The organism is Niabella sp. (genome assembly GCF_030150205.1).
GTDB lineage: Bacteria > Bacteroidota > Bacteroidia > Chitinophagales > Chitinophagaceae > Niabella.
In genome coordinates this window covers 67,972-89,008 of sequence record NZ_JASLGT010000028.1, presented here as the reverse complement: position 1 = coordinate 89,008, position 21,037 = coordinate 67,972, and the positions used below count along the sequence as shown (strand labels likewise).

General features: G+C 47.8%; 19 protein-coding genes. 14 read left to right on the top strand and 5 right to left on the bottom strand.

The features are described 5' to 3' along the window. Positions 1-221 precede the first annotated feature (221 nt). On the bottom strand, positions 222-1,064 hold the full coding sequence (locus Q1V85_RS21790; RefSeq protein WP_300603210.1) for a sugar phosphate isomerase/epimerase family protein: 843 nt from the start codon (positions 1,062-1,064) through the stop codon (positions 222-224). A gap of 701 nt (positions 1,065-1,765) precedes the next feature. On the opposite strand from Q1V85_RS21790, the gene Q1V85_RS21785 reads away from it, so the two are divergent. From Q1V85_RS21785 to Q1V85_RS21750, 8 genes are all read left to right on the top strand, one after another. After that, positions 1,766-2,341 (top strand): hypothetical protein, encoded by a 576-nt coding sequence (locus Q1V85_RS21785; RefSeq protein ID WP_300603207.1) that lies wholly within the window; start codon positions 1,766-1,768, stop codon positions 2,339-2,341. A gap of 134 nt (positions 2,342-2,475) precedes the next feature. Beyond that, positions 2,476-3,399: a tRNA (adenosine(37)-N6)-dimethylallyltransferase MiaA gene (gene miaA, locus Q1V85_RS21780; RefSeq protein WP_300603205.1), complete on the top strand. Its 924-nt coding sequence runs from the start codon at positions 2,476-2,478 to the stop codon at positions 3,397-3,399. Between the two features lie 137 nt (positions 3,400-3,536). Next, the gene (locus Q1V85_RS21775; protein ID WP_300603203.1) at positions 3,537-3,995 is read left to right on the top strand and encodes an ArsR family transcriptional regulator; all 459 of its coding nucleotides are present in this window, start codon (positions 3,537-3,539) and stop codon (positions 3,993-3,995) included. A gap of 19 nt (positions 3,996-4,014) precedes the next feature. Continuing rightward, positions 4,015-5,211 (top strand): efflux RND transporter periplasmic adaptor subunit, encoded by a 1,197-nt coding sequence (locus tag Q1V85_RS21770; RefSeq protein ID WP_300603201.1) that lies wholly within the window; start codon positions 4,015-4,017, stop codon positions 5,209-5,211. 3 nt (positions 5,212-5,214) lie between these two features. Beyond that, complete coding sequence (locus Q1V85_RS21765) at positions 5,215-8,364, top strand: efflux RND transporter permease subunit (protein ID WP_300603198.1); 3,150 nt, start codon at positions 5,215-5,217, stop codon at positions 8,362-8,364. 97 nt (positions 8,365-8,461) lie between these two features. Next, on the top strand, positions 8,462-9,886 hold the full coding sequence (locus tag Q1V85_RS21760; RefSeq protein WP_300603197.1) for an efflux transporter outer membrane subunit: 1,425 nt from the start codon (positions 8,462-8,464) through the stop codon (positions 9,884-9,886). Between the two features lie 138 nt (positions 9,887-10,024). After that, complete coding sequence (locus Q1V85_RS21755) at positions 10,025-10,456, top strand: hypothetical protein (protein ID WP_300603194.1); 432 nt, start codon at positions 10,025-10,027, stop codon at positions 10,454-10,456. Beyond that, positions 10,453-10,905 carry a hypothetical protein gene (locus Q1V85_RS21750; RefSeq protein WP_300603191.1) on the top strand — a complete coding sequence of 151 codons (453 nt, stop codon included), beginning with the start codon at positions 10,453-10,455 and terminating at the stop codon, positions 10,903-10,905. The genes Q1V85_RS21755 and Q1V85_RS21750 overlap by 4 nt, the downstream gene beginning before the upstream one ends. Here the strand turns inward: Q1V85_RS21750 and Q1V85_RS21745 are convergent. Continuing rightward, positions 10,902-11,726, bottom strand: a complete 825-nt coding sequence (locus Q1V85_RS21745; RefSeq protein WP_300603188.1) for an RDD family protein — start codon at positions 11,724-11,726, stop codon at positions 10,902-10,904. The genes Q1V85_RS21750 and Q1V85_RS21745 overlap by 4 nt on opposite strands. Positions 11,727-11,840: 114 nt before the next feature. On the opposite strand from Q1V85_RS21745, the gene Q1V85_RS21740 reads away from it, so the two are divergent. The 6 genes from Q1V85_RS21740 to Q1V85_RS21715 all read left to right on the top strand — a co-directional run bounded on the left by Q1V85_RS21740 (position 11,841) and on the right by Q1V85_RS21715 (position 18,518). Continuing rightward, positions 11,841-12,818, top strand: coding sequence for a stage II sporulation protein M (locus tag Q1V85_RS21740; RefSeq protein WP_300603186.1), 978 nt, complete (start codon positions 11,841-11,843; stop codon positions 12,816-12,818). Further along, positions 12,811-13,596 (top strand): hypothetical protein, encoded by a 786-nt coding sequence (locus tag Q1V85_RS21735; RefSeq protein ID WP_300603184.1) that lies wholly within the window; start codon positions 12,811-12,813, stop codon positions 13,594-13,596. The genes Q1V85_RS21740 and Q1V85_RS21735 overlap by 8 nt, the downstream gene beginning before the upstream one ends. Before the next feature lie 38 nt (positions 13,597-13,634). Continuing rightward, complete coding sequence (locus Q1V85_RS21730) at positions 13,635-14,831, top strand: DUF4350 domain-containing protein (RefSeq protein ID WP_300603181.1); 1,197 nt, start codon at positions 13,635-13,637, stop codon at positions 14,829-14,831. Positions 14,832-14,842: 11 nt separating this feature from the next. Then, positions 14,843-15,820: a MoxR family ATPase gene (locus Q1V85_RS21725; protein ID WP_300603178.1), complete on the top strand. Its 978-nt coding sequence runs from the start codon at positions 14,843-14,845 to the stop codon at positions 15,818-15,820. Between the two features lie 58 nt (positions 15,821-15,878). Continuing rightward, positions 15,879-17,201 carry a DUF58 domain-containing protein gene (locus tag Q1V85_RS21720; protein WP_300603176.1) on the top strand — a complete coding sequence of 441 codons (1,323 nt, stop codon included), beginning with the start codon at positions 15,879-15,881 and terminating at the stop codon, positions 17,199-17,201. 633 nt (positions 17,202-17,834) lie between these two features. Then, on the top strand, positions 17,835-18,518 hold the full coding sequence (locus tag Q1V85_RS21715) for a hypothetical protein (protein ID WP_300603173.1): 684 nt from the start codon (positions 17,835-17,837) through the stop codon (positions 18,516-18,518). A gap of 55 nt (positions 18,519-18,573) precedes the next feature. Here Q1V85_RS21715 and Q1V85_RS21710 read toward each other — a convergent pair whose 3' ends face one another. The 3 genes from Q1V85_RS21710 to Q1V85_RS21700 form a co-directional block, all read right to left on the bottom strand. After that, the gene (locus Q1V85_RS21710) at positions 18,574-18,918 is read right to left on the bottom strand and encodes a nuclear transport factor 2 family protein (protein ID WP_300603171.1); all 345 of its coding nucleotides are present in this window, start codon (positions 18,916-18,918) and stop codon (positions 18,574-18,576) included. A 315-nt stretch (positions 18,919-19,233) separates the two neighbouring features. After that, the gene (locus Q1V85_RS21705) at positions 19,234-20,097 is read right to left on the bottom strand and encodes a phosphatidate cytidylyltransferase (protein WP_300603168.1); all 864 of its coding nucleotides are present in this window, start codon (positions 20,095-20,097) and stop codon (positions 19,234-19,236) included. Continuing rightward, entirely contained in the window at positions 20,087-21,001 is a 915-nt protein-coding gene (locus Q1V85_RS21700) for a CPBP family intramembrane glutamic endopeptidase (protein WP_300603165.1), read from the bottom strand. Before Q1V85_RS21700 ends, Q1V85_RS21705 begins: the two co-directional genes overlap by 11 nt. Between the last annotated feature and the right edge of the window lie 36 nt (positions 21,002-21,037).

Here is a 21,037-nt window from a genome sequence, read left to right as displayed (position 1 = left end):
GCGATATCTGATAGACAATATACTATTAATGTTATTTAGCGTTCAGCCCGCTCTCACTCTCCTCTCACCTTTATTAAACTCAAAACTATTGGTAACTTTGATCTATATCTCAAAGAACTTTTTATAATCAAACATAGGAGCTTTTAGCCATCAGCCGTCAGTCCCCGACTGAAAACTGAAAACTAATTGCTGAAAACTGATTGCTAATCGCTAAAAGCTGGCTACTTCCTCGTAGCAACGATCATTGCCCGGAAATAACCTACCGATTCCGCAATTCCCATAAACGGGTTGTCCATATTCCGCTCGTGTTCCAGGCTTACCACACCGGTATATCCAACCTGGCGCAGCATTTTTACAAATGCCGGGAAATTGATAATACCTCTTCCCACTTCCACAGAGTATCCTTGTTTGGTAGGTCCGGTAACATCTTTCAGATGGATATCAAATACCCGGGTATGATATTTCTTCAGATCCGCAACCGCGTCTTTCCCGTTACGGGTATCATGACCAATATCCAGGCACATACCCATACGCGGATCCAGGTTCTTTACATTTTTCCATACATCATCCGCATCCGGGTACAGAGGCATATCCGGCCCGTGCAGGTGGATGGCGTATTTCATATCATATTCCTGTACCTTTTTATTAACATACGGCAGTAATTCATAATTGGGAACACCCACGATCAGCTTTACACCTACTCTTTTTGCATATTCAAATGCCCGGTCTACCTCCGCTTCGGTTTTCATATAAATAGGCCCTATTCCATAACCGGTAACACCCTTGTCTTTCAGCTTTTGATGAAAAGCAGCAATTTGCTCATCGGTACTGTTAAAGGGCAGGTGAAAATCTTTAATGCAGAGGTAATGTACATCCGCGCGTTGCAGGGTTTGCAACGCGGTGTCCAAACCAAACTTTGCAAACGTATAGCCGGCCATACCCAGCTTAAAAGATTCCCGGGTATCAGCAGCAGGCTGCGGATCCGGCCGTTTAACCGTTGCCTGGGCATTTGCCCCAATCGTAATACCAGCGACTAACAAAAAAAGCAAACCAAATCGTTTCATATTTCTAATTGAATTTATATTTAACAACCATTACACAATGCCCTAAAAATATTAAATGTTTTTATGCCGGGGCCGGATCGGGATTATTTTTTAAGACAACGTTTTCGGAAAAAGCCGGGAAACCATCAGATATCACCCGTTATTTCCCTTAAAACATGTTAAAAAACGAGTGACGCCTACGGAAAAAGAGCGCAAAAGCGGGCTTTATCTTGTATAACTGGCTATTCGCAGCGCACTGCGGCCGGTTCAGCGAAGCATGATCCGGATCAAGTTTGAGCTCCGGGGGTTTGGCCCGGTTCTTGAAAATGTAATCATACAAACTATACACGATGACCAACCTATTGACCATATTTGGAGCTTTTTTGTTCCTTTACAGCATTGGGATATTTGCTGCGATCCGGTTTAAAAAATAATCCGCGACTTTTTTGCAGCAAACATCGGCTAACGATGTATGTACTGCACGCCGGACCTTTTTAAACGAAAATCGCATGCTGCCTGCGACCGCCGGCAGATGACCTGCACGAACCGTCATCTGCGATGCTGCGAAATCAGAACCGGTGCTTAATACTATCGGGCGATAGCCCCCGGCAAACGAGCCCTTTACATATTCGATTTCATTGGTATGATCCAAACCGGCATCCCGGCTTCTGTTGAGGGATAAGATGTAACCGCGATTACAAGATTCTTTGTACCTTCGAATTATGGCTATTTTAAAATTCAGGGTATATTTTGAAGAGGATGACAGTATCTACAGAGATATTGCGGTGCTGCATACCCAAACTTTTTTTGACCTGCACGGAACCATTCTCAAGGCATTCGATTTTGATAATAAACATCAGGCTACTTTTTTCAGGAGTAATGATCAATGGCAAAAAGGCCGTGAAATAACCCTGGAGATGTACTCCGACAGAACCTATAAAGTGGCTCCGCTCCTGATGCGTACCACTACCATCGGTTCTGAAATAAAAAACACCAACCAGCGCTTTACCTACAGCTACGATTTTCAGAAGCACTGGGATTTTCTAATCGAACTGATCAATGTTTCAAAGGATGGCAATGCAGCGGTGGATTACCCGAAAATCACCCGGTCAGAAGGCATCAGTCCCAAACAATATGGCACCAAAGGGCTGCTTGGAGAAAAATTTGCCGATATTGAAGAAAAATATGACCTCACCCGTTCTGCCGAAGGTTTTGGTGAAAAAAGTGAAGACGGAGAAGATGTAGGTATTGATGAAGGAGAAGGCGGGGAAGAGTATAACGACGGACTGGAAGATTAGCAGATGCCTGAACCCGGTAAAACGCACCGGTGGCCCGGAAAATGTAGCACTGGCCATACTCAACTTCCTGTTCCTGGTTTCACTATTCACCATTCCCTGTTACCCATTGCCCATTCACTATTGCCTGTTCGCAAATGCAGCTTCATAAAAATGTACTCATTGTAATTGCAGGACCTACTGCGGTGGGCAAAACGGCCGTGGCCATCGAAGTTGCCAGCCAGCTGGATACCGTTATCCTTTCTGCCGACAGCCGTCAGTGTTTTAAAGAGCTGTCCATCGGCGTGGCCCGTCCCTCTGAAGCAGAACTGGCAGCCGTTCCGCATTATTTTATTGCATCGCACAGCATCCGGGAAGAAATGAGCGCCGCTATTTATGAAACCTACGCGCTACAATTGCTGGGGCGCCTGTTTCAGCAACATCCGGTGGTGGTGGTTACCGGCGGCACCGGTTTATATATAAAAGCCCTGCTGGAAGGGCTGGATCCGGTTCCCGCTGTTCCAACCGAGCTAAGGGAAGAAATTATCAGCACTTATGAAAGCCAGGGTATTGACTGGCTACAGCAGGAACTGCTTAAAAAGGATCCGCTTTTTGCTGCAAAAGGAGAAATGCAAAATCCACAGCGGATGATGCGTGCACTGGAAGTCATCACAGCCACAGACCGGTCCATTCTTTCATTCCAGTCACAAACAAAACAGCAACGTTCCTTTGATACCATCTGCATCGGGCTCGAACTGCCCAGAACCTTGCTTTACGAACGGATCAACCAACGCGTGATTACGATGATGGAAACAGGGCTGGAGGCAGAGGTTCGCGGGCTGCTACCGCTGCGCCAGCTAAACGCCCTGCAAACCGTAGGCTACCAGGAATTATTTCAGTATTTTGACGGAACGCTTAGCCGGGAGCAAGCCATCGCCCTCATTCAGCAAAACACCCGGCGCTATGCCAAACGGCAAATGACCTGGTTTAAAAAACAGCCGGCATTTCATTGGATGGAGGCCACCGCTTACCCAACTATTTTACCGTTTATAAAATCCAGGCTGGCACAGCAGGCAAAATAACATCTCATAATCAAACTTTTAGGCCCGCCTCTTGTTATTACGTTCCTTGCAGGGAAAAGCGGCTTAAAAAATTTTTAATACCTGTTTGTTCGTATTTTACCGAACTAACTATAAATTTGCAGTTCGTTTTACAAATTATGGTAGCTACAAAAAAAGAACTCTATCAGGACATGGTCACCTTCTACGGGAACCTTTACGGGCTTCCGCCGTTGAATGCCAAGATTTATGTTTACATGATGATAGACCTGAAAACAGACGGGTATACATTTGACGAACTGCTGGAAAAATTCAATGTAAGCAAGAGCTCATTATCCAACAGCCTGCAGATGCTGGTACAAAACAAGTATGTAGAATACATTACCCCCATTGACTCCCGCAAGCGGTATTACCGCATCAATCCCAAATTTATGGGCATCCGTTTTGGCAATATTCTCGAAAAACTGGTTCGGGAAAAAGAACTGATGCAACGGATGGTACAATGCAATAAACAGGCAAAAGATCCCAATGAGCAGGTGATCAAAGGCATCAACCAGTATATAACTATTTTAGACAAACATATCAAAACAGTAGAAAGCACCGTAAAAAGCTTACACTAATAACCCGAAATCAGGATATATGAATACAAAGACCCGCATTGCAGCAAGCAGCCTTCTCCTCCTTCTCCTGGCCGCCTGTGGAGGAAAAAAGCAAGCTCCCAACCCGAATGCCGCAAGGCCTTACCCCGTAATTGCCGTACCGGTAAAAACCGTTACCGGATACAGTGCCTACCCTGCAAGCATCCAGGGGCGCAACAACAATGATGTACGCGCAAAAATATCCGGCTATATTAAAGAAGTACTCGTAGATGAAGGACAGGCGGTGCGCAAAGGACAGGTGCTGTTCCGTTTGGAGACCAATACGCTTTCGCAAACCGCCGATGCAGCCAAAAGCGGCGTGGGCGCTGCAGAAGCCAGCATCAGTACCGCAGAAGCGAATGTAAATGCCGCCCAGGTTGAGGTAAATAAACTGACTCCGCTGGTGGAAAAAAACATCATCAGCAACGTGCAGCTCGAAACGGCCAAAGCCAACCTGCGCTCTGCTCAAAGCCAGCTGGTACAGGCAAGGGCCAACCGTGGCCAGGCACAGGCGAATTATCGCAGCGCAGCAGCGAATGTAGAATATTCCATTATCCGCAGTCCCATCGATGGTATCGTGGGCAAATTGCCCCTTCGGGTTGGAAGCCTGGTGGGCCCCACAGATCCCACACCACTTACCACGGTTTCGGATGTAAGCGAGATCTATGCGTACTTTTCAATGAATGAAAAAGAATACCTCAACTTCCTGGAACAAACCCCAGGGTTAACCGTTCCCGCAAAGCTCAGCAATATCCCTCCCGTTTCACTGGAACTGGCAAATGGATCCGAATATGGTCAGAAAGGAAAAGTGAAAGCCGTTACCGGCCAGATCGATCCCAATACCGGTACCATCCTGTTCCGGGTATCCTTTCCCAACCAGGGCAGGTTGCTGGCAAACGGGAACAGCGGTACCATTAAAATTCCCAAAACCTATACGGATGTACTGGCGGTACCGGAAGCTGCCACTTTTGAGCAGCAGGGAATTATTTATGTATATAAAGTAGGCAAAGACACGGTAAATGCTGCAGTAGTAGGCGTTCTGGACCGCATTAATAATATGGCCCTGCTGGGCGGCGGTGTTAACAAAGGCGATACCATCATCGCTGCCGGTGTAGGCGGGTTACGAAACGGCGCAGCCGTAATTCCCCGTCCTGTTGATTTTGACAGTATTACTAATGCCATTAAACCCGTTTTTTAACACATGATTAAAACATTTATCAACCGACCGATCCTGTCTACGGTGATCTCCGTAATACTTGTATTACTGGGGATCCTGGGAGTGATCTCCCTGCCCGTAACGCAGTATCCTGATATTGCCCCGCCTACGGTAAACGTGCGGGCCACCTATACCGGTGCCAACGCCGAAACCGTACAAAAAAGTGTGATCATCCCCATTGAAGAGCAGGTGAATGGTGTGGAAGGAATGGATTACATTACCTCTACCGCGGGTAATGACGGTAGTGCCACCATCAACGTGTTCTTTAAACAGGGCATCGACCCGGATATTGCCGCGGTAAACGTACAGAACCGGGTGGCCCGCGCCACGCCCCTGTTGCCAGCCGAGGTAACCCGTGCGGGAGTGGTTACGCAAAAACAGCAGACCAGCGCCCTGATGTTCCTTACTTTTTATACAAGCAATAAGGACCTCAATGACGTATTCCTGCAAAACTATCTCGACATTAACATCATCCCGGGTATTAAACGGATCTACGGGGTAGGTGATGCCACGGTATTTGGAGGAAAATCGTATGCGATGCGCATCTGGCTCGATCCGCAAAAGCTGGCTGCATACGGTATACAGCCCAGTGATGTAACCGCAGCCATTAACAGCCAGAGCCTGGAGGCCGCTGCCGGATCTGTAGGTCAGAACAGTGGAAGCGCCTTTGAATATGTGATCAAGTACAAGGGCAAATTCAATGAAAAAGAACAATACGATGATATCATTATCAAATCGCTGGGACAGGGTGAGTTCCTGCGCCTGAAAGATGTAGCCACCGTAAAACTGGATGCGTTATCCTATTCCGGTGTGGGCGAAAGCTCCGGCAACCCGGGTATCAGTATGGGGATCTTCCAAACCCCGGGATCCAATGCCCAGCAGATCATCGTAGACATTAAGAAATATTTAAAGGATGCCGAAAAAACATTGCCACAGGGAATTGGCTATGTGATCAACTATGATACCAACGAATTCCTTGAAGCCTCTATCGAAAAAGTAATTCACACATTGGTAGAAGCCTTTATCTTGGTATTTATTGTGGTATACATCTTCCTGCAGGATTTCCGTTCCACGCTCATCCCGGCCATCGCCGTTCCGGTATCCATTATCGGCACCTTCTTCTTCCTGAACCTGATGGGCTTTTCATTGAACCTGCTGACCCTGTTTGCGCTGGTACTGGCCATTGGTATTGTGGTGGATGATGCCATTGTGGTGGTGGAAGCCGTCCATGCCAAAATGGATCACGGGGAACGGGATCCGAAAAAAGCGACCATGGATGCGATGCACGAGATCACGGGTGCCATCATCTCCATCACCCTGGTAATGGCGGCGGTATTTATTCCCGTAACATTTATCAGCGGTCCTACCGGTGTATTTTATAAACAGTTTGGTATTACACTGATCATCGCCATCCTGATCTCCGCGGTAAACGCACTTTCGCTCAGTCCGGCACTTTGTGCCCTGCTCCTGCGTCCGCACCCGGAAGATCACGAACATAAAAAGAAAAATTTCTTACAGCGTTTCTTTGCCAGCTTTAATATTGCTTTTACGGCAATGACCAAGCGTTACGGAAAGGCCTTCATCTTCCTTATCCGTCATAAATGGGTTACGCTCATTATCCTTGTAGCCTCCATGGGACTGATCTTTTTCATCAGCAAAAAGACGCCTACGGGTTTTGTGCCTGCGGAAGACCGCGGTATTATTTTCGGTAACGTAGAGCTGCCACCCAGTGCAACCATGGACCGTACCTACCAGGCCATGAAAGAGCTCACCGCCAAAGCCTCAAAAATACCCGGTATACAGGGGGTTACCTTTAGCACCGGGCGAAGCCTGATCTCCGGTTCGGGCAGCAACTATGGACTGGCCTTTATCAAACTGGCACCGTTTAAAGACCGCAACTCCGCAAAAGGACAAAGTGTGGATGATATCACCAAACAATTGTTTGGCGTAGGTGCAACCATACCCGACTCAAGAATGATCTTCTTTAGTCCGCCCAGCGTACCGGGTTTTGGTAACAGCGCCGGTTTCCAGCTTTCATTGCTCAACAAAGGCGGACAATCGATCAGCGAACTCGACGGAACCACTCAGCGTTTTATCGGTGAACTGATGAAGCGCCCCGAAATACAGTTTGCGCAAACCTCGTTCAATACGAAATACCCGCAATATGAAATGGTGATCAATGTGCCCAAGGCCAGTGAGGCCGGCGTATCCGTAAGCAGCCTGCTGTCTACCATGCAGGGATACATTGGTGGTATCTACGCGGCAGACTTTACCAAATACGGCAAGCAATACCGCGTAATGGTACAGGCATTGCCCGAAGCAAGAATGGATGCCAACAGCCTGAACTCCTTTTTTATAAAAACAGGAAGCGGACAAATGGCACCGGTATCGCAGTTCGTAACACTGGAACGCGTGTATGGTCCGCAGTCCGTTACCCGTTTCAACCTGTTTTCTTCTGCAGATCTTACCGGGGCCACCAATCCCGGTTACAGTACGGGTGATGCCATCAAAGCCGTACAGGAAGTGGCACAGACCACACTTTCTGCCAGTTATGGCATCGATTATTCCGGCTTAACAAGGGAAGAGATCAATGCGGGTTCACAAACACTGATCATCTTTGCGCTGAGCCTGGTATTTGTGTATTTCATTCTCAGTGCCCAGTATGAAAGTTATATCATTCCGCTTACGGTGATCATTTCCTTACCCATGGGGGTGATGGGTGCTTACCTGGGACAGTGGCTGTTCGGGCTCGAAAACAATATCTATTTCCAGATCGCCCTGATCATGCTGGTGGGACTACTCGCCAAAAATGCAATCCTGATCGTGGAATTTGGAGTACAACGCCGTCACAAGGGAGAGAGCATTCCCATGGCCGCTATCAATGCTGCAAAAGCCAGGTTACGTCCCATTTTGATGACCTCTTTCGCATTTATCGCCGGCATGATGCCCCTGGTATACGCCACCGGTATCGGAGCCATCGGTAACCATTCCATTGCCACCGGTGCAGCTTCCGGTCTGCTGACTGGTACCATCCTGGGACTATTGGTTATACCGGTGCTGTTTGTAATCTTCCAGTGGCTGCAGGAAAAAATAAGCCCGGTAAAGATCAACAAGGCTGAAAAATTATCAGAGTAATCATTCAACGCAACACCATTTATTTTACGCCGCCCGGAGGCATCGTTGATGAAGCAGGAATGCAGCGGCGTAAAAGAACAGGATAAAAAAAAGATATATGAAATCAAACAATAAGATCCGGATATACAGCACCCTTCCGGGATTGTTGCTGGTGATGATCCTGCTGCAGGCATGTTTTGTGGCAAAACCTTACCACCGGCCCAAAGACCTGGTGGACGATCGCTATTACCGTACAGACCAGCTACCGGCAGATACAACGACCATCGCAGACGTTTCCTGGAAGGAACTGTTCACCGACGAAAAACTGGTGGGTTACATCAACAAGGCCCTGGAAGAGAACCTGGACATCCGCACCGCCATTCAACAGATTGCGGCAGCAGAAGCGTACATGAAACAGGGGAAGGCGGGCTTTTTCCCAACCCTGTCCGCAGGACCATCCGTAATGTATCAAACCAATTCACTCAACACTCAGCTGGGTCAGTTAACCGGCGGAGACCGGCTGCACCTGGTTCAATACAGCATCAGCGGCAACCTCTCCTGGGAAGCCGATATCTGGGGTAAGATCAAAAGCAATAAAGAAGCTGCCGTTGCAAACTTCCTGAAATCACAGGCCGCACACCAGGCTGTAAAATCAGACCTGATCGCTGCGGTGGCAGACACCTATTACCAGTTGATGTCGCTGGATGAACAAAAAAAGATCACAGAAGAAACCATCCGCTACCGCGAGCAAAACCTGGAAACAACAAAAGCACTCAAAAACTCCGGCAGCCTTACCCAGGTAGCCGTAAAACAAAGTGAGGCTTTGCTGTTAAACTCAAGGGGCATCCTGGTGAACCTGGACAACAGCATCAAACTGATGGAAAATTATTTTTGTATGCTCCTCAGTATTCCGCCGCAACCCATTGAGCGCAATACCCTGGATCAGCAGCAGATCAATACATCTTTGGCCATTGGTGTTCCGGTACAGCTCCTTACCAACCGGCCCGATGTACGGGCGGCAGAATTTGGATATATGAATGCGTATCATATGACCAACGCCGCCAAGGCCGCGTTTTATCCCTCGTTAACCCTCAGTGCAAGCGGAGGATTACAAAGCGTAGAGTTTGACCGGCTCTTTAGTGTTAGTTCCCTTTTTGCTACGGCAACAGGCTCCCTGCTACAGCCGGTATTAAACAAACGTCAGATCCGTACACAATACGAGGTTTCGCAGGCCAATCAGCAGATCGCTTACAACAGTTACAAAAAAACCATTCTGAACGCAGCAAAAGAAGTGTCGGACGCGCTGTTCAGTTATGATGCCCAGCAAAAGCTTATCAACTTTAAAAAGCAGGAGTTCCAGCAATATGATTCTGCAACGCAGTATTCGCAGGAACTTGTAAATAATGGTATGGGCAACTACCTCGATGTGATCACAGCCATGACCAATAAATTGCAGGCAGAGCTGAATTATGTAGATGCCAAGTACGGCAAACTGAATGCCGTTATCCAATTGTATAAAGCATTGGGCGGCGGCTGGAAATAAACCGGCAGCAACCGGTGAAGGCTGTATCAGAAACGATGGCATCGGATTTTGATACAGCCTTTTTTATCGCTGTTACCGGAATTAACTTCCTCCGCCGGCTTTCTTAAAAAACATGGCCTATATTTACATTTTTAAAGTATGTCAATGACTGAACAGGAGCCAGATTCTATTTTTGATGCCGACACCGATCCGGAATTGGAGCAGCAGTTGCTGGCCATCAGCAAGTGGGCACGGCTAATCACCGTGATCGGTTTTAGTATGGGTGCATTTGCGGTGGCCATAATGCTGGCAAGCGGCGCAGCAATTTTAAAAGCCTTTGAAAGTATTCTTCCGGTAAAAGCGGAAGGAACTTACGGAGCACTGATTGTTGTTTTTTTCATTTTCTTTTTTATAACAGCAACCGTGCTGTACTTCCTTTATAAAGCAGCCAGTTGTCTGAAAGCGGGCGTATTGCAAAAAGACACGACCCTGCTGGCAGAAGGATTTTCGAATTTTCATCGTTTTTTTATTGTTATGGCCATTTTTTCAGGAATCACCCTCCTTGCCAATATTTCAACATTGTTTCAATGAACTACCCGGAACAAGATCAGACCCCGTCATTCATTCCGCTTGACGTTTATACAAAAAGCAAGATCAGCAGCACCGCAAAAGTTGCCGGCACCGCTGCCATTCTTTCGATTTCAGGAACCATTATCAGCCTGGTTGCCTACATCACAAAACCTGCCGTAAGAACGGGACTCGCAAAAGAAGGATTTGATGATGCCACCCTTCAGGTAACGACGAAGGGCCCGGTGCTCTTTGTTGCACTATCCGTTCTTGTAAGTGCCGTATTGTTTTACATGCTTTACCGTTTTTCAAAACATGTTCAGAAGGGGCTTGGAACGGATAACCGGCATGCGCTCAACAAGGGGCTATCTTATCTGGCCACTTATTTTAAGATCATTGGTATTCTGTTGCTATGCTCCCTGGCGTTTCTTTTTTTGTCTACCCTGGTGATGGGTTTGGGCGCCACTGCTTAAACCAGCTGGCGGGTAGAAAGATAGTTATAGTCTTCCAGCAGCTTGTCTAAAAACTGGTAGGGCTCCATATCCGTTTCAATCTTCAGGTATTGTTTTACCCGGTCGGCAGCGGCCCTCAGTGATTCGTACCGGTGGGTTTTATGCGCATTGTCCAGCAGGTTTTTGATAATGTTCAGATCCCGGTCAGAAATATGCATTACCTGCGGAAAAGCAGGCACATAATCCTCGCCAACCTCCCGGAAGATCGTAGCAGAAAGGTCCTCCTGCCGGTTGGTCCGGATCAGGATCGTATGCGCCAGCAGGTCGCCGATACGTTGCGATCGTTTGGAAGAAGCCACCAGCACAATATCCGTAACCAGGAAACCCAATCCCAGCAGCAACATAAAAAAAGCCTGCAGGTTGGTGCCATCCCCTAAGCTCAGCAACAGGAACAGGATGATCACCATCCAGAGATCGGAAACCCGCAACAGCCACCGGATCAGGAACTGGCTGATGCTGGCCCTGCCGCCCTTATCGTTCACTACCCGCAGCTTCATTATTTTTTTGCCCACACTTTGCCCGTTGGTAGTTACTTCCATAATGATATGGTATAAAAAAACCGGGGCAACGGCCAGCAGCTGAAGGGCCCACAAATTATACCGCGCATCTTCATCCCAATAGGATGCCGGGCCGGAAAGCTTCCGGATGAGCCAGGAAGCTGCAATCAGGTAACAGATCTCCACCGCCATGTCGATCAACAGGGCCCCCATCCGCCTTCCAAAGCTGGGCACTTCAAAAGCCACATCAATATTGAAAGAAGTAGGAATGCTGATTACCGGCATGGAGCAAGTGTTTACCGGGCAAAATACGCTTTAATTATTATATGCCGTGCGATTATTTAGCGAAGAGAATGGTTCTTCTTAAATAAAAATTGTATTTTGGCAAAAATCTTTTGCTTGAGAGAAGCACTGTTTATTAAGAAAAACAAAGACCGCTGGCAGAAAAACCAACAGGAACCTCCGGAAGCTCCCGATGAGCAGGCCCGGGCTTTTACCCAGCTGGTAGATGATCTGGCCTATGCCAAAACGTTTTATCCTACCAGTAAAACCACGCAGTACCTGAATAAACAGGCCTCCGACCTGTACCTGAGCATTTATCAGAACCACCGGGAAGAATCCAGCCGGATCACGTATTTCTGGAAATACGAATTACCAATGGTCATTTACAAGCATCGCAGGACCATTTTATTTGCCCTTGTGTTGTTTACCGTTTTTTTCCTGCTGGCTTTTTTTATTGCAGCAAAGGACCCGGAGCTCGCCAATAATTTCTTTGGAGATAACTATGTACAAAAGACCCTGGATAATATTGCTGATGGGAATCCCTTCGGCATTTATGAAACCGGCAACCCGGTACTGAGCTGGCTGGGCATCATGATCAACAATATACGCGTAGCCTTTTTCTTTTTTGTTTCCGGCATTTTTTGTGGCGTACCCACGATGTATAAACTGGCCGAAACCGGCGCCATGATGGGTATTTTTGATCAGCTATTTGCGTCAAGGGGACTGGGTATACAGTTCTGGCTGGTGGTATTCGTTCACGGCACCCTGGAAATCACCGCTATTATCCTTGCCGGTGCGGCCGGGTTCATTTTAGGAAAAAGCTTCCTGTTTCCCGGTACAAAAAAACGCATGGAAGCGTTTGCTGAAGGTGCAAAAGATGGCGTTAAGATCATGATCGGAATTTTGCCGGCGTTTATTATTGCCGCCTTTTTTGAAGGCCTTTTTACCCGGCTCTACAATAACGCTTCCTGGCTTACCACATGTATAACAGCCGCCTCAGTGCTTTTTGTAATCTGGTACTTTATTATCTATCCGGTTCAGCTGTTCCGCCGGGCCGGCAACATTGCAAAGGAGGACCCAGCCAGCCATGCATAATTGCATCCGGACCATATTCCGCCTGGCCTGTTGCGGGCTGCTGCTGATCGGTACCCCCGGCATGGGCCAGGAGAAAAAGGAAACCGTGGTTGCGGCCCCGGATTCTTCTGCAAACAGCGTAGTCGTCACAGAAGAATCCGATAATGAAACCGAGGCAAGCTTTGATCCGGTGGAAAGTTTTGAACACGAAACCAACGCGATCCGTCCGATGCCCGGTCATTTTACCCAAAAGCTACAGGAAGATGCCGATTTTCATTATGTAAAAACCGGCCTTACCCATAAGGACATACAGGAAGAAGGAAATCCGCATACCCCAGCCCGCGGTTGGGTAGCATTCTTTAAAGTACTGCCCTATATCGCCATCGCTGTTTTTATAGGGCTGCTGATCTGGTACCTCGCCTCCCATAACTTTATTTTATTCCGGAAAAAAAGCACGTCGGTTCATACGCCCGCAGTAACGGAGGAGCATCAGGATATTTTCTCCATCGATTACGCAGCGGCCATTCGCCAGGCCCTGCAGCAAAATAACTACCGGCTGGCCATCCGCCTGCAATACCTTGAGCTTTTAAAAAAGCTTTCGGACCGGCAGCTGATCCATTTTTTGCCCGATAAGACAAATTTTGAATACATGCTTCAAATGCGCTCCAGCAGTTACTATGATGATTTCTTTATGGCAACCCGTCATTATGAGTACAGCTGGTACGGGTTATTTGATATTACCGAAAACATGTATCAGAAAATAAACAATACGTTCCAGCAACTGAAACAAAAACTTTAATCAGAACTGATCGCTTGAAAAAATACAGTCCATATCTCTTGCTTCTTTTGCTGATTATCGTCGTTCTTTTCCTGTTCGCACGAACGGAGACAAAAACGGCCAAACCGGTCAGCACCTTTGTTTCCTTAAAAAAAGAAGACAAGAATCCTTACGGCACTTATGTGGCGTACCAGGGCATGAAACAGTTCTTCCCGCAAGCCCGCCTCGTTTCTAATACAAAAAATTTCCTGCAGGATACGCTGCTAAACCGGGGGATTCCGGGGCGTTTTTTTATCAGCATCGGGCCTCAATTTGAAATATCCGGTTATGAGCTGGATGCTTTATTGCGTTTTATTGAAAAAGGCAATTCAGCCTTTATCAGCTGTTTCCGTCCCGGAGAGGAACTGGAGCGCCTGATCGATGGCAGGGCCAGCATTGGGGCCACCTTGTCATACCCTTTTGCCGACTACGGCCCGGATACCATGCGCGTGGAACTGGATTCGGTTCCTTTTCCAAAAACCTATGCTACCCGCTATCCCGGGGTAGCACTCGAAGGATATTTTGTACGAACGGACAAAAGCACCACCCGCATTCTTGGGAGGGGGCATGATGGACGGGCCAATTTCATTCAACTGAAAAAAGGAAGAGGCCGGTTGTTCATACATTTATCCCCGTTAAGTTTCAGCAATTACTTTCTGTTGTATCAAAACAACATGGAATACTTCAGCCAGGTGTTTTCAATGATCCCCGCTAATATCCATACGATCGTCTGGGATGAATACTACCGCAAAAGAGGCTATGGTAAAAACCGCAACAGCGGCTGGTTTGGAGCCATTATGAAACAGAAATCATTCCGTGCCGGGATCTTACTGGCACTGTTGCTGCTGCTGACCTTCGCCTTGCTCGAAATGCGGCGGCGACAACGTTTCATTCCCCGGATAGCTCCCCCCAAAAACGACACACTGGATTTTGTAAAAACCATGGGGCTGCTTTATTACGATAAAAAAGACAATACCAACCTGGCCCAAAAAATGAGCGCCTACTTCCTGGAACATCTGCGCAATAAATATCATATCTTTTCAAAAGAACTGAATGAAGCCTTTGTCCGGGAAGTAAGCGATAAAAGCGGGGCAGATACGGCCCTGGTAACGGCCATTGTTTATCAAATCAAACAGGTCAGCAGGGAAGGGGTTATTTCAGATTCGGACCTGATCCTGTTACAGGCGAACATTGAAAAATTTTATAAGAGCATCTAAAAACAATATACATGGAAGAACCGATTTTTGAAAACCGTGTCAATCTAAGCGACCTCAACCAGGCGGTCATGAAGATCACCGATGAAATTAAAAAAATCATTATTGGCCAGGATGAAATGGTACGGCTGATCATCACTGCATTGCTGGCGGACGGGCATGTGCTGATACAGGGGGTGCCCGGGGTGGCCAAAACGCTTACGGCCAAACTGGTTGCACGGTCTGTAAATGCTATTTTTTCCCGCATCCAGTTTACTCCGGACCTGATGCCTTCCGATGTCATTGGTACGCCCGTATTTAATCCCGCAGATGCGCGCTTCGAATTCAAGAAAGGGCCCGTATTTGGCAATATCGTTTTGGTGGATGAAATTAACCGTGCTCCGGCCAAAACACAGGCGGCGTTGCTTGAAGTAATGGAAGAACGGCAGGTTTCTGTAGATGGGAAAACCTATACCATGGATGCCCCCTTTATGGTCATCGCCACGCAAAACCCCATTGAGCAGGAGGGAACTTACCGCCTGCCCGAAGCCCAGCTGGACCGGTTTCTTTTTAAAATTCAAGTGCCTTACCCCACGGAAGAAGAAGAGCTGCAGATCCTCAGCCGGTTTCATCAGCTGGGCAACCAGCATCCGCTGGACAGTATCCGGCAGGCATTAACCGGCGCCCAGATCAATGAGCTACGGCAGCAGGTAAAAGCGATCATCATCGAGGAAAAGCTCTTAGGCTTTATTGCAAAGCTGGTACATCAGACGCGGAATAACAAGGCCATTTACCTGGGCGCTTCGCCCCGGGCTTCCCTGTCGATCATGAATGCCTCCAAGGCGATGGCGGCCATCAGCGGCAGGGATTTTGTTACGCCCGATGATGTATTGGCAGTAGCAGCGCCTGTTTTAAGACACCGCATCATCCTGTCGCCCGAAAAAGAAATGGAGGGTATTACAGAGAACGAGATCATTAAACAAATGATCAACGGACTGGAAATACCGCGATAAATGCTAAATTTTAAATACTAAATCTCAAGTTCCAAATTTTAAAAAATCAGCGCTGATCTTGCAATCCTTTTACCTCAATAAGATCGTTTACTATATCGGCGGTGCGCTGGCATTATGCTTTATTGCCAGCTATTTTATACCGCAGCTTTACGGCATGGCTTCGCTGCTGCTGTTATTTCTTGGTGTGGTTGTGCTGGCAGATGCGTTGCTGGTGTACCGTAAACGGAACGGTATCATTGCCACACGCACCACTCCGGACCGTTTGAGTATTGGAGATGCAAACAGGATCACCCTGCATTTATTCAACAATTATCCGCATCCGGTTTCCTTCTCTATTATCGATGAACTGCCGGCCCAGTTCCAGGACCGGAACTGGATCCGTCATGGATCATTAGCCGGCAACCAGGGAACCGATATTCACTATGAGGTTACGCCGCTCACCCGGGGTACATACATTTTTCATGACATCCGGGTGTTTGTTACCGCCCCGCTGCGGCTGGTGACCCGGAAGTTTACCATTCCCGCACAAAAAACCACCAGGGTATATCCTTCCTTTGTACAAATGCGCCGGTTCCAGCTGCTGGCCATCAGTAACCGGCTGCAGGACGCCGGGATAAAACGTTCGCCCCGGTTAGGGCATAGTATGGAGTTTGAGCATATTAAAGAATATGTACGCGGCGATGACTACCGCACCATCAACTGGAAAGCCACCGGCCGTAAGGGCAATATCATGGTTAATAATTACACGGATGAAAGAAGCCAGCAGGTATTCTGCATCATCAATAAAGGCCGGGTGATGAAAATGCCTTTCGAAGGCATGACCCTGCTGGATTATGCCATCAATGCCTCCCTGGTACTTTCGAACATCTCCCTGGTAAAACAGGATAAAGCCGGCCTGATTACGTTTGCCGAAAACCTGGATAGCTTTGTACCTGCGGACAAGCGTCCGGGACATATCAGCCGGATCCTCGAAACCCTGTATCAACAGGAGACCCGCTTCCTGGAAGCCGACTACGAAAAACTGTATACGGTTATCCGCAACAAGATCAACAGCCGCAGCCTGCTGGTGCTGTTCACCAATTTTGAATCCATGGAAAGCCTGCAGCGGGAAATGCCCGCTTTAAAAAAAATGGCCCACTATCACCTGCTGCTGGTAGTGATCTTTGAAAACACGGCCATCAAAGGGCTGATCGAATCGACCGCTACCAATCTCGAAGAAGTATATATCAAAACCATTGCCGAAAAGTTTGCATTTGAAAAGCGGCAAATGATCAAGGAGCTGCAACAGAACGGTATCCTGGGCATTCTTACCACACCCCAGCAGCTTACGGTGAACACCATCAACAAATACCTGGAACTGAAAAACCGGGCAAGGATCTAACCGCAATCTGTCCCGAAAATTACAAAACACAAATACCAGGCACCGATAAGCTTCGAAGAAGGAAAAAGCTGAGGCCCGTATGCATCGTTGTCGAAGATCAGAAACGCCATTTCAAAATAAAACGTCCTGACCATCGGTACCCCTTATTACACCGGATCAAATAAAAACAAAGAGACAATGCGCTGCGCGCTGGTTATCTAAACCTTGCCTTATTACCGGTGCACTGCACCTTCATAACTGTCGCTGCCGGTTACCTATGGGATCAACGCTGCGCTGCAGCTTTCCAACCCTAAAAATGCAACCTGGAGCATGTGCGATTGACCGGGACAAACAAAGACGCAGCGCGGCGCTCACCCTTCTAACATAAAGCAACACATGGCTCTCCAAACTGCAGGCGGCGGTAATTTCATATAACATCTTCCTATTTATCGAAAGCGTTTATCATTACGGCATTGATTTACCTTCCCTATCAAAAACCCAGCGCCACAAAATAACAACCTCTGATACAATCACAACCGGGCCAGGAGCATCGTTAAAAATCACCTAAAAGAAAACCCACCGTTTCATATTATCGTTTTTTTTGTTATATTTAGGTAGCGAAAGCCCCTGTTTTTTAATCTTAAAGCAACCAATATGACAAAACTATCTTTAAACCGGGTTTATACCATACAGGACTGCGCATTGCTAAAAGAAACATTGCGACAGCAACAATCCAGCTTAACCGTAAAAATCGGTTTTCTTGAACGCAGGATTGAGCGCCATCGAAAAATCATTGAAAAAACCCTGGCAGAGCGGTACGTGAAGCAAGCTGTACTCGATGGTTATGAGCAGGCGTTAACCCAGGCACCACCCACGGATGTAACGACGAAGCTAAAACGCGACCTGGCTAAAAGCCAGGTTATGGTACTGGAGGCACGCTTGTTGCGATACAACCCCGTCTTGTTGATCAAACTGGAAAACAGGCTGCAGATCGCTGAAACAGCCGTCGGAATTATTGACGCGGACCTGCAGGAACTGGCCGGTTATGAAGCACAACTGGCCCGGCAAACAATTGCAGTTCCGGTGCCCCAGGCCCCGGAAACACCCGTCCAGCCGGAGTTCCCACCTAAAGTTCCGGCGCAACCAGGCCCGGTGATGGCTTCCGGAAGCGAAGAAGCGAAAGCATTGCCGGTGATGCCCTTTTCTGAAAAACCATTCTTAACTGCGGCCGGTGGTAAACAGCGCCGGCTACCGGATGTAAAGAACGGCCCCGCCCGGCCTTTGGTCCGGCGATCTTCCAAACCCGGCCCTAAAGCATCAAAACGTTCCCGGAAATGAGGATCGGATGAGCCCGGTTCCAAAAGATAAGGCTGTCTTCCGTCATCGGTTGTCCTTATTGCTGTCCGGAATCCAGTAGCGGGCGCGGATCAAAGACCACTTTCAGTGACCGGATCCTTCCGCCATCCGTATGATACCAGCCGGATGACAGGATCTTTTTGCCGCCCATATCGATCAGGTACCAGAGACTGATCTCCGCACCGGCTTCAAAAGATTGCTGCACTTCGTATTTCAGCTTCATTTTTGACATTTCCTTTATGTAAAGGTCTGCCCCTTCCCTTCTTCCCAGCACGCCTTCAAATACAAAATCATCATGTAGTGCGTTTCTTGCATCTGAAAAATTTTCGTTGTTGAGATTCTCAATAAATTGGGATACAATTGTTGCTGCGTTGTGATTCATACTGTGTTATTTTAATAGAATTACAAAGCTATAACGCCGGGAGAAAAAATGGTGTGACAATTATCACAAAAAACGGTCAGGAACGGTTATGTCTCCGGCTTTGCAGACGGCTCAGGATTTCACGGGCCACTCCCCAGGAAGGAAGCCAGCTGTACCAACGGAATCCATTACAACAGAAACGGATGGTGTTCTTCGACGCGGGCCAGCCGTTCATTAGCTGCTTTCCTCAGAAGACGGCGCTGATGATCGTAAATACACCAGGAGGTTGTTAATGCGTGGATGCATCCTGCCAGGTGTCAACATCGACAGGTCTTCTTATCTGAAAAAAAGAAGGAACAGCCATACAAAAGGGATGGCCACCAGCAGGGAATCGAAACGGTCCATAAAGCCTCCGTGCCCGGGCATAATATGGCCGCTGTCCTTTACACCGGCCATCCGTTTCAGCTTCGATTCCAGCAGGTCTCCGGCAGTTCCGGCAATGGCTGCAATGAGCGAGATACCCAGCAGCACCGGCCATTGAAACCAGTATTGGAGGATGAGGGTAATCGCCGCTACACAAAGCAGCATACCACCAATAGTGCCTTCCATTGTTTTTTTGGGAGAGATCACTGAAAAAGGCGTTTTCCCGATCATCGACCCCACCAGGTAGGCACAGGTATCATTGATCCATATGGCTACGATCAGCAAGATGGGGATAAGGAAACCGGACAGGCCGCTCGGCAACGCATCTTTCATAATATTGATTTCTGTTGTATACCGCAGCGATAATAACAACGCCCAGCTCAGGGAAATATAAATAAAACCCAGGGCTGCCGCGCACAGCGCCTTTACATGAATGCGTTGCCGGAACATTCCAACAACCAGCAATACCAGTCCTGCCAGCAGGAACGGCAATGAAAAGCTGGCGTCGAGGGTATAACCGGATAGCTGCAGCGATCCGCAGCAAAGCAGCAGCAAATGGTAGCCGGTTAAACAGAAGCCAAGCTTCATATAAGGATGAAACGAAACACCAAAAATCTTTTCGATCAGCTGCAGGTATTCCCACCAGCAACCAAAATGGATCAGGCTGATCAATATCAAAAAGCTCCATTCATTATAAAGCAATCCGGCCATCATTACCGCCACAAAGATCAGCGCGGTAAAAGCCCTTGTCCAGAACGTTTTCCAGTTAAATGCCATCTGCCGCTTTTGTTTGTTGTATTTTCTGATTCATCCGCATAAAAAGAAGGACCACCACGGGTATCGCCAGCAGTCCCAGGTAACTGCCGCTTTTGTCGCTCATGGCCTCCGCAAGCGACTTTCCTGATTGCACCTGGATGTACATTACAATCACCGCCAGGGCATTATTAATAAAATGCGCCAGGATATTCAACCAGATATTGCCGGACAAATGATAGATCAGCCCCAGGATCACTCCTAATGCCAGGCGGGAAAGAAAACCGTACCCCGACATATGTACCACACTGAAAATCAGGCTGACTACTACCACTGAAAGCCACAGGTTCCGGTTACCCCGGTACATAAAGTTTTGCAATCCCCCCCGGAAAAACGCTTCTTCACAAACCGCGGGTATCAACGCCAGCACCAGGATCGAGAGCAACAGGTCTGGTATGCTTTTAAAACTTACCAATCCCGCAGCCTGTGCAGCATAAACCTGTTCCCATTGATCAAATCGTTCTTTAACTGATGCCGGCAATGGCACCTGGTAGCTTAAATGGCCCAATCCGGCGCTTATGCCTAAGCCGCAAAGAATGATCGCCACACTGAGTACCACCTGACGGGCATGGGTTTTTTGGCCAAAACCGACCAGTTTTAATGGTTTACGGCTTAAAAAAGAAGCAGTTATAATCGTGGGAACCAAAAATCCAAACACTGCCTGCAGGGTTTGCAACAGTTGTATTTCCCTCAAATAGGCCGGGTTTCCAATCGCCTTTGTTAGCTCCACGAGATCTTTTCCCGTCATTAATTGCCAGATAATGCCACCGATGGCGCCTGTTAAAACCATGCCTCCCACCCCAAACGCCACCAGCATAAAGAAGCCGGCGGTATAGGATATATCTTTCTTATAAGGATCTGTCGTCATAACATCAAAAAAATAAATCGTACCTTTGCGGGCTCA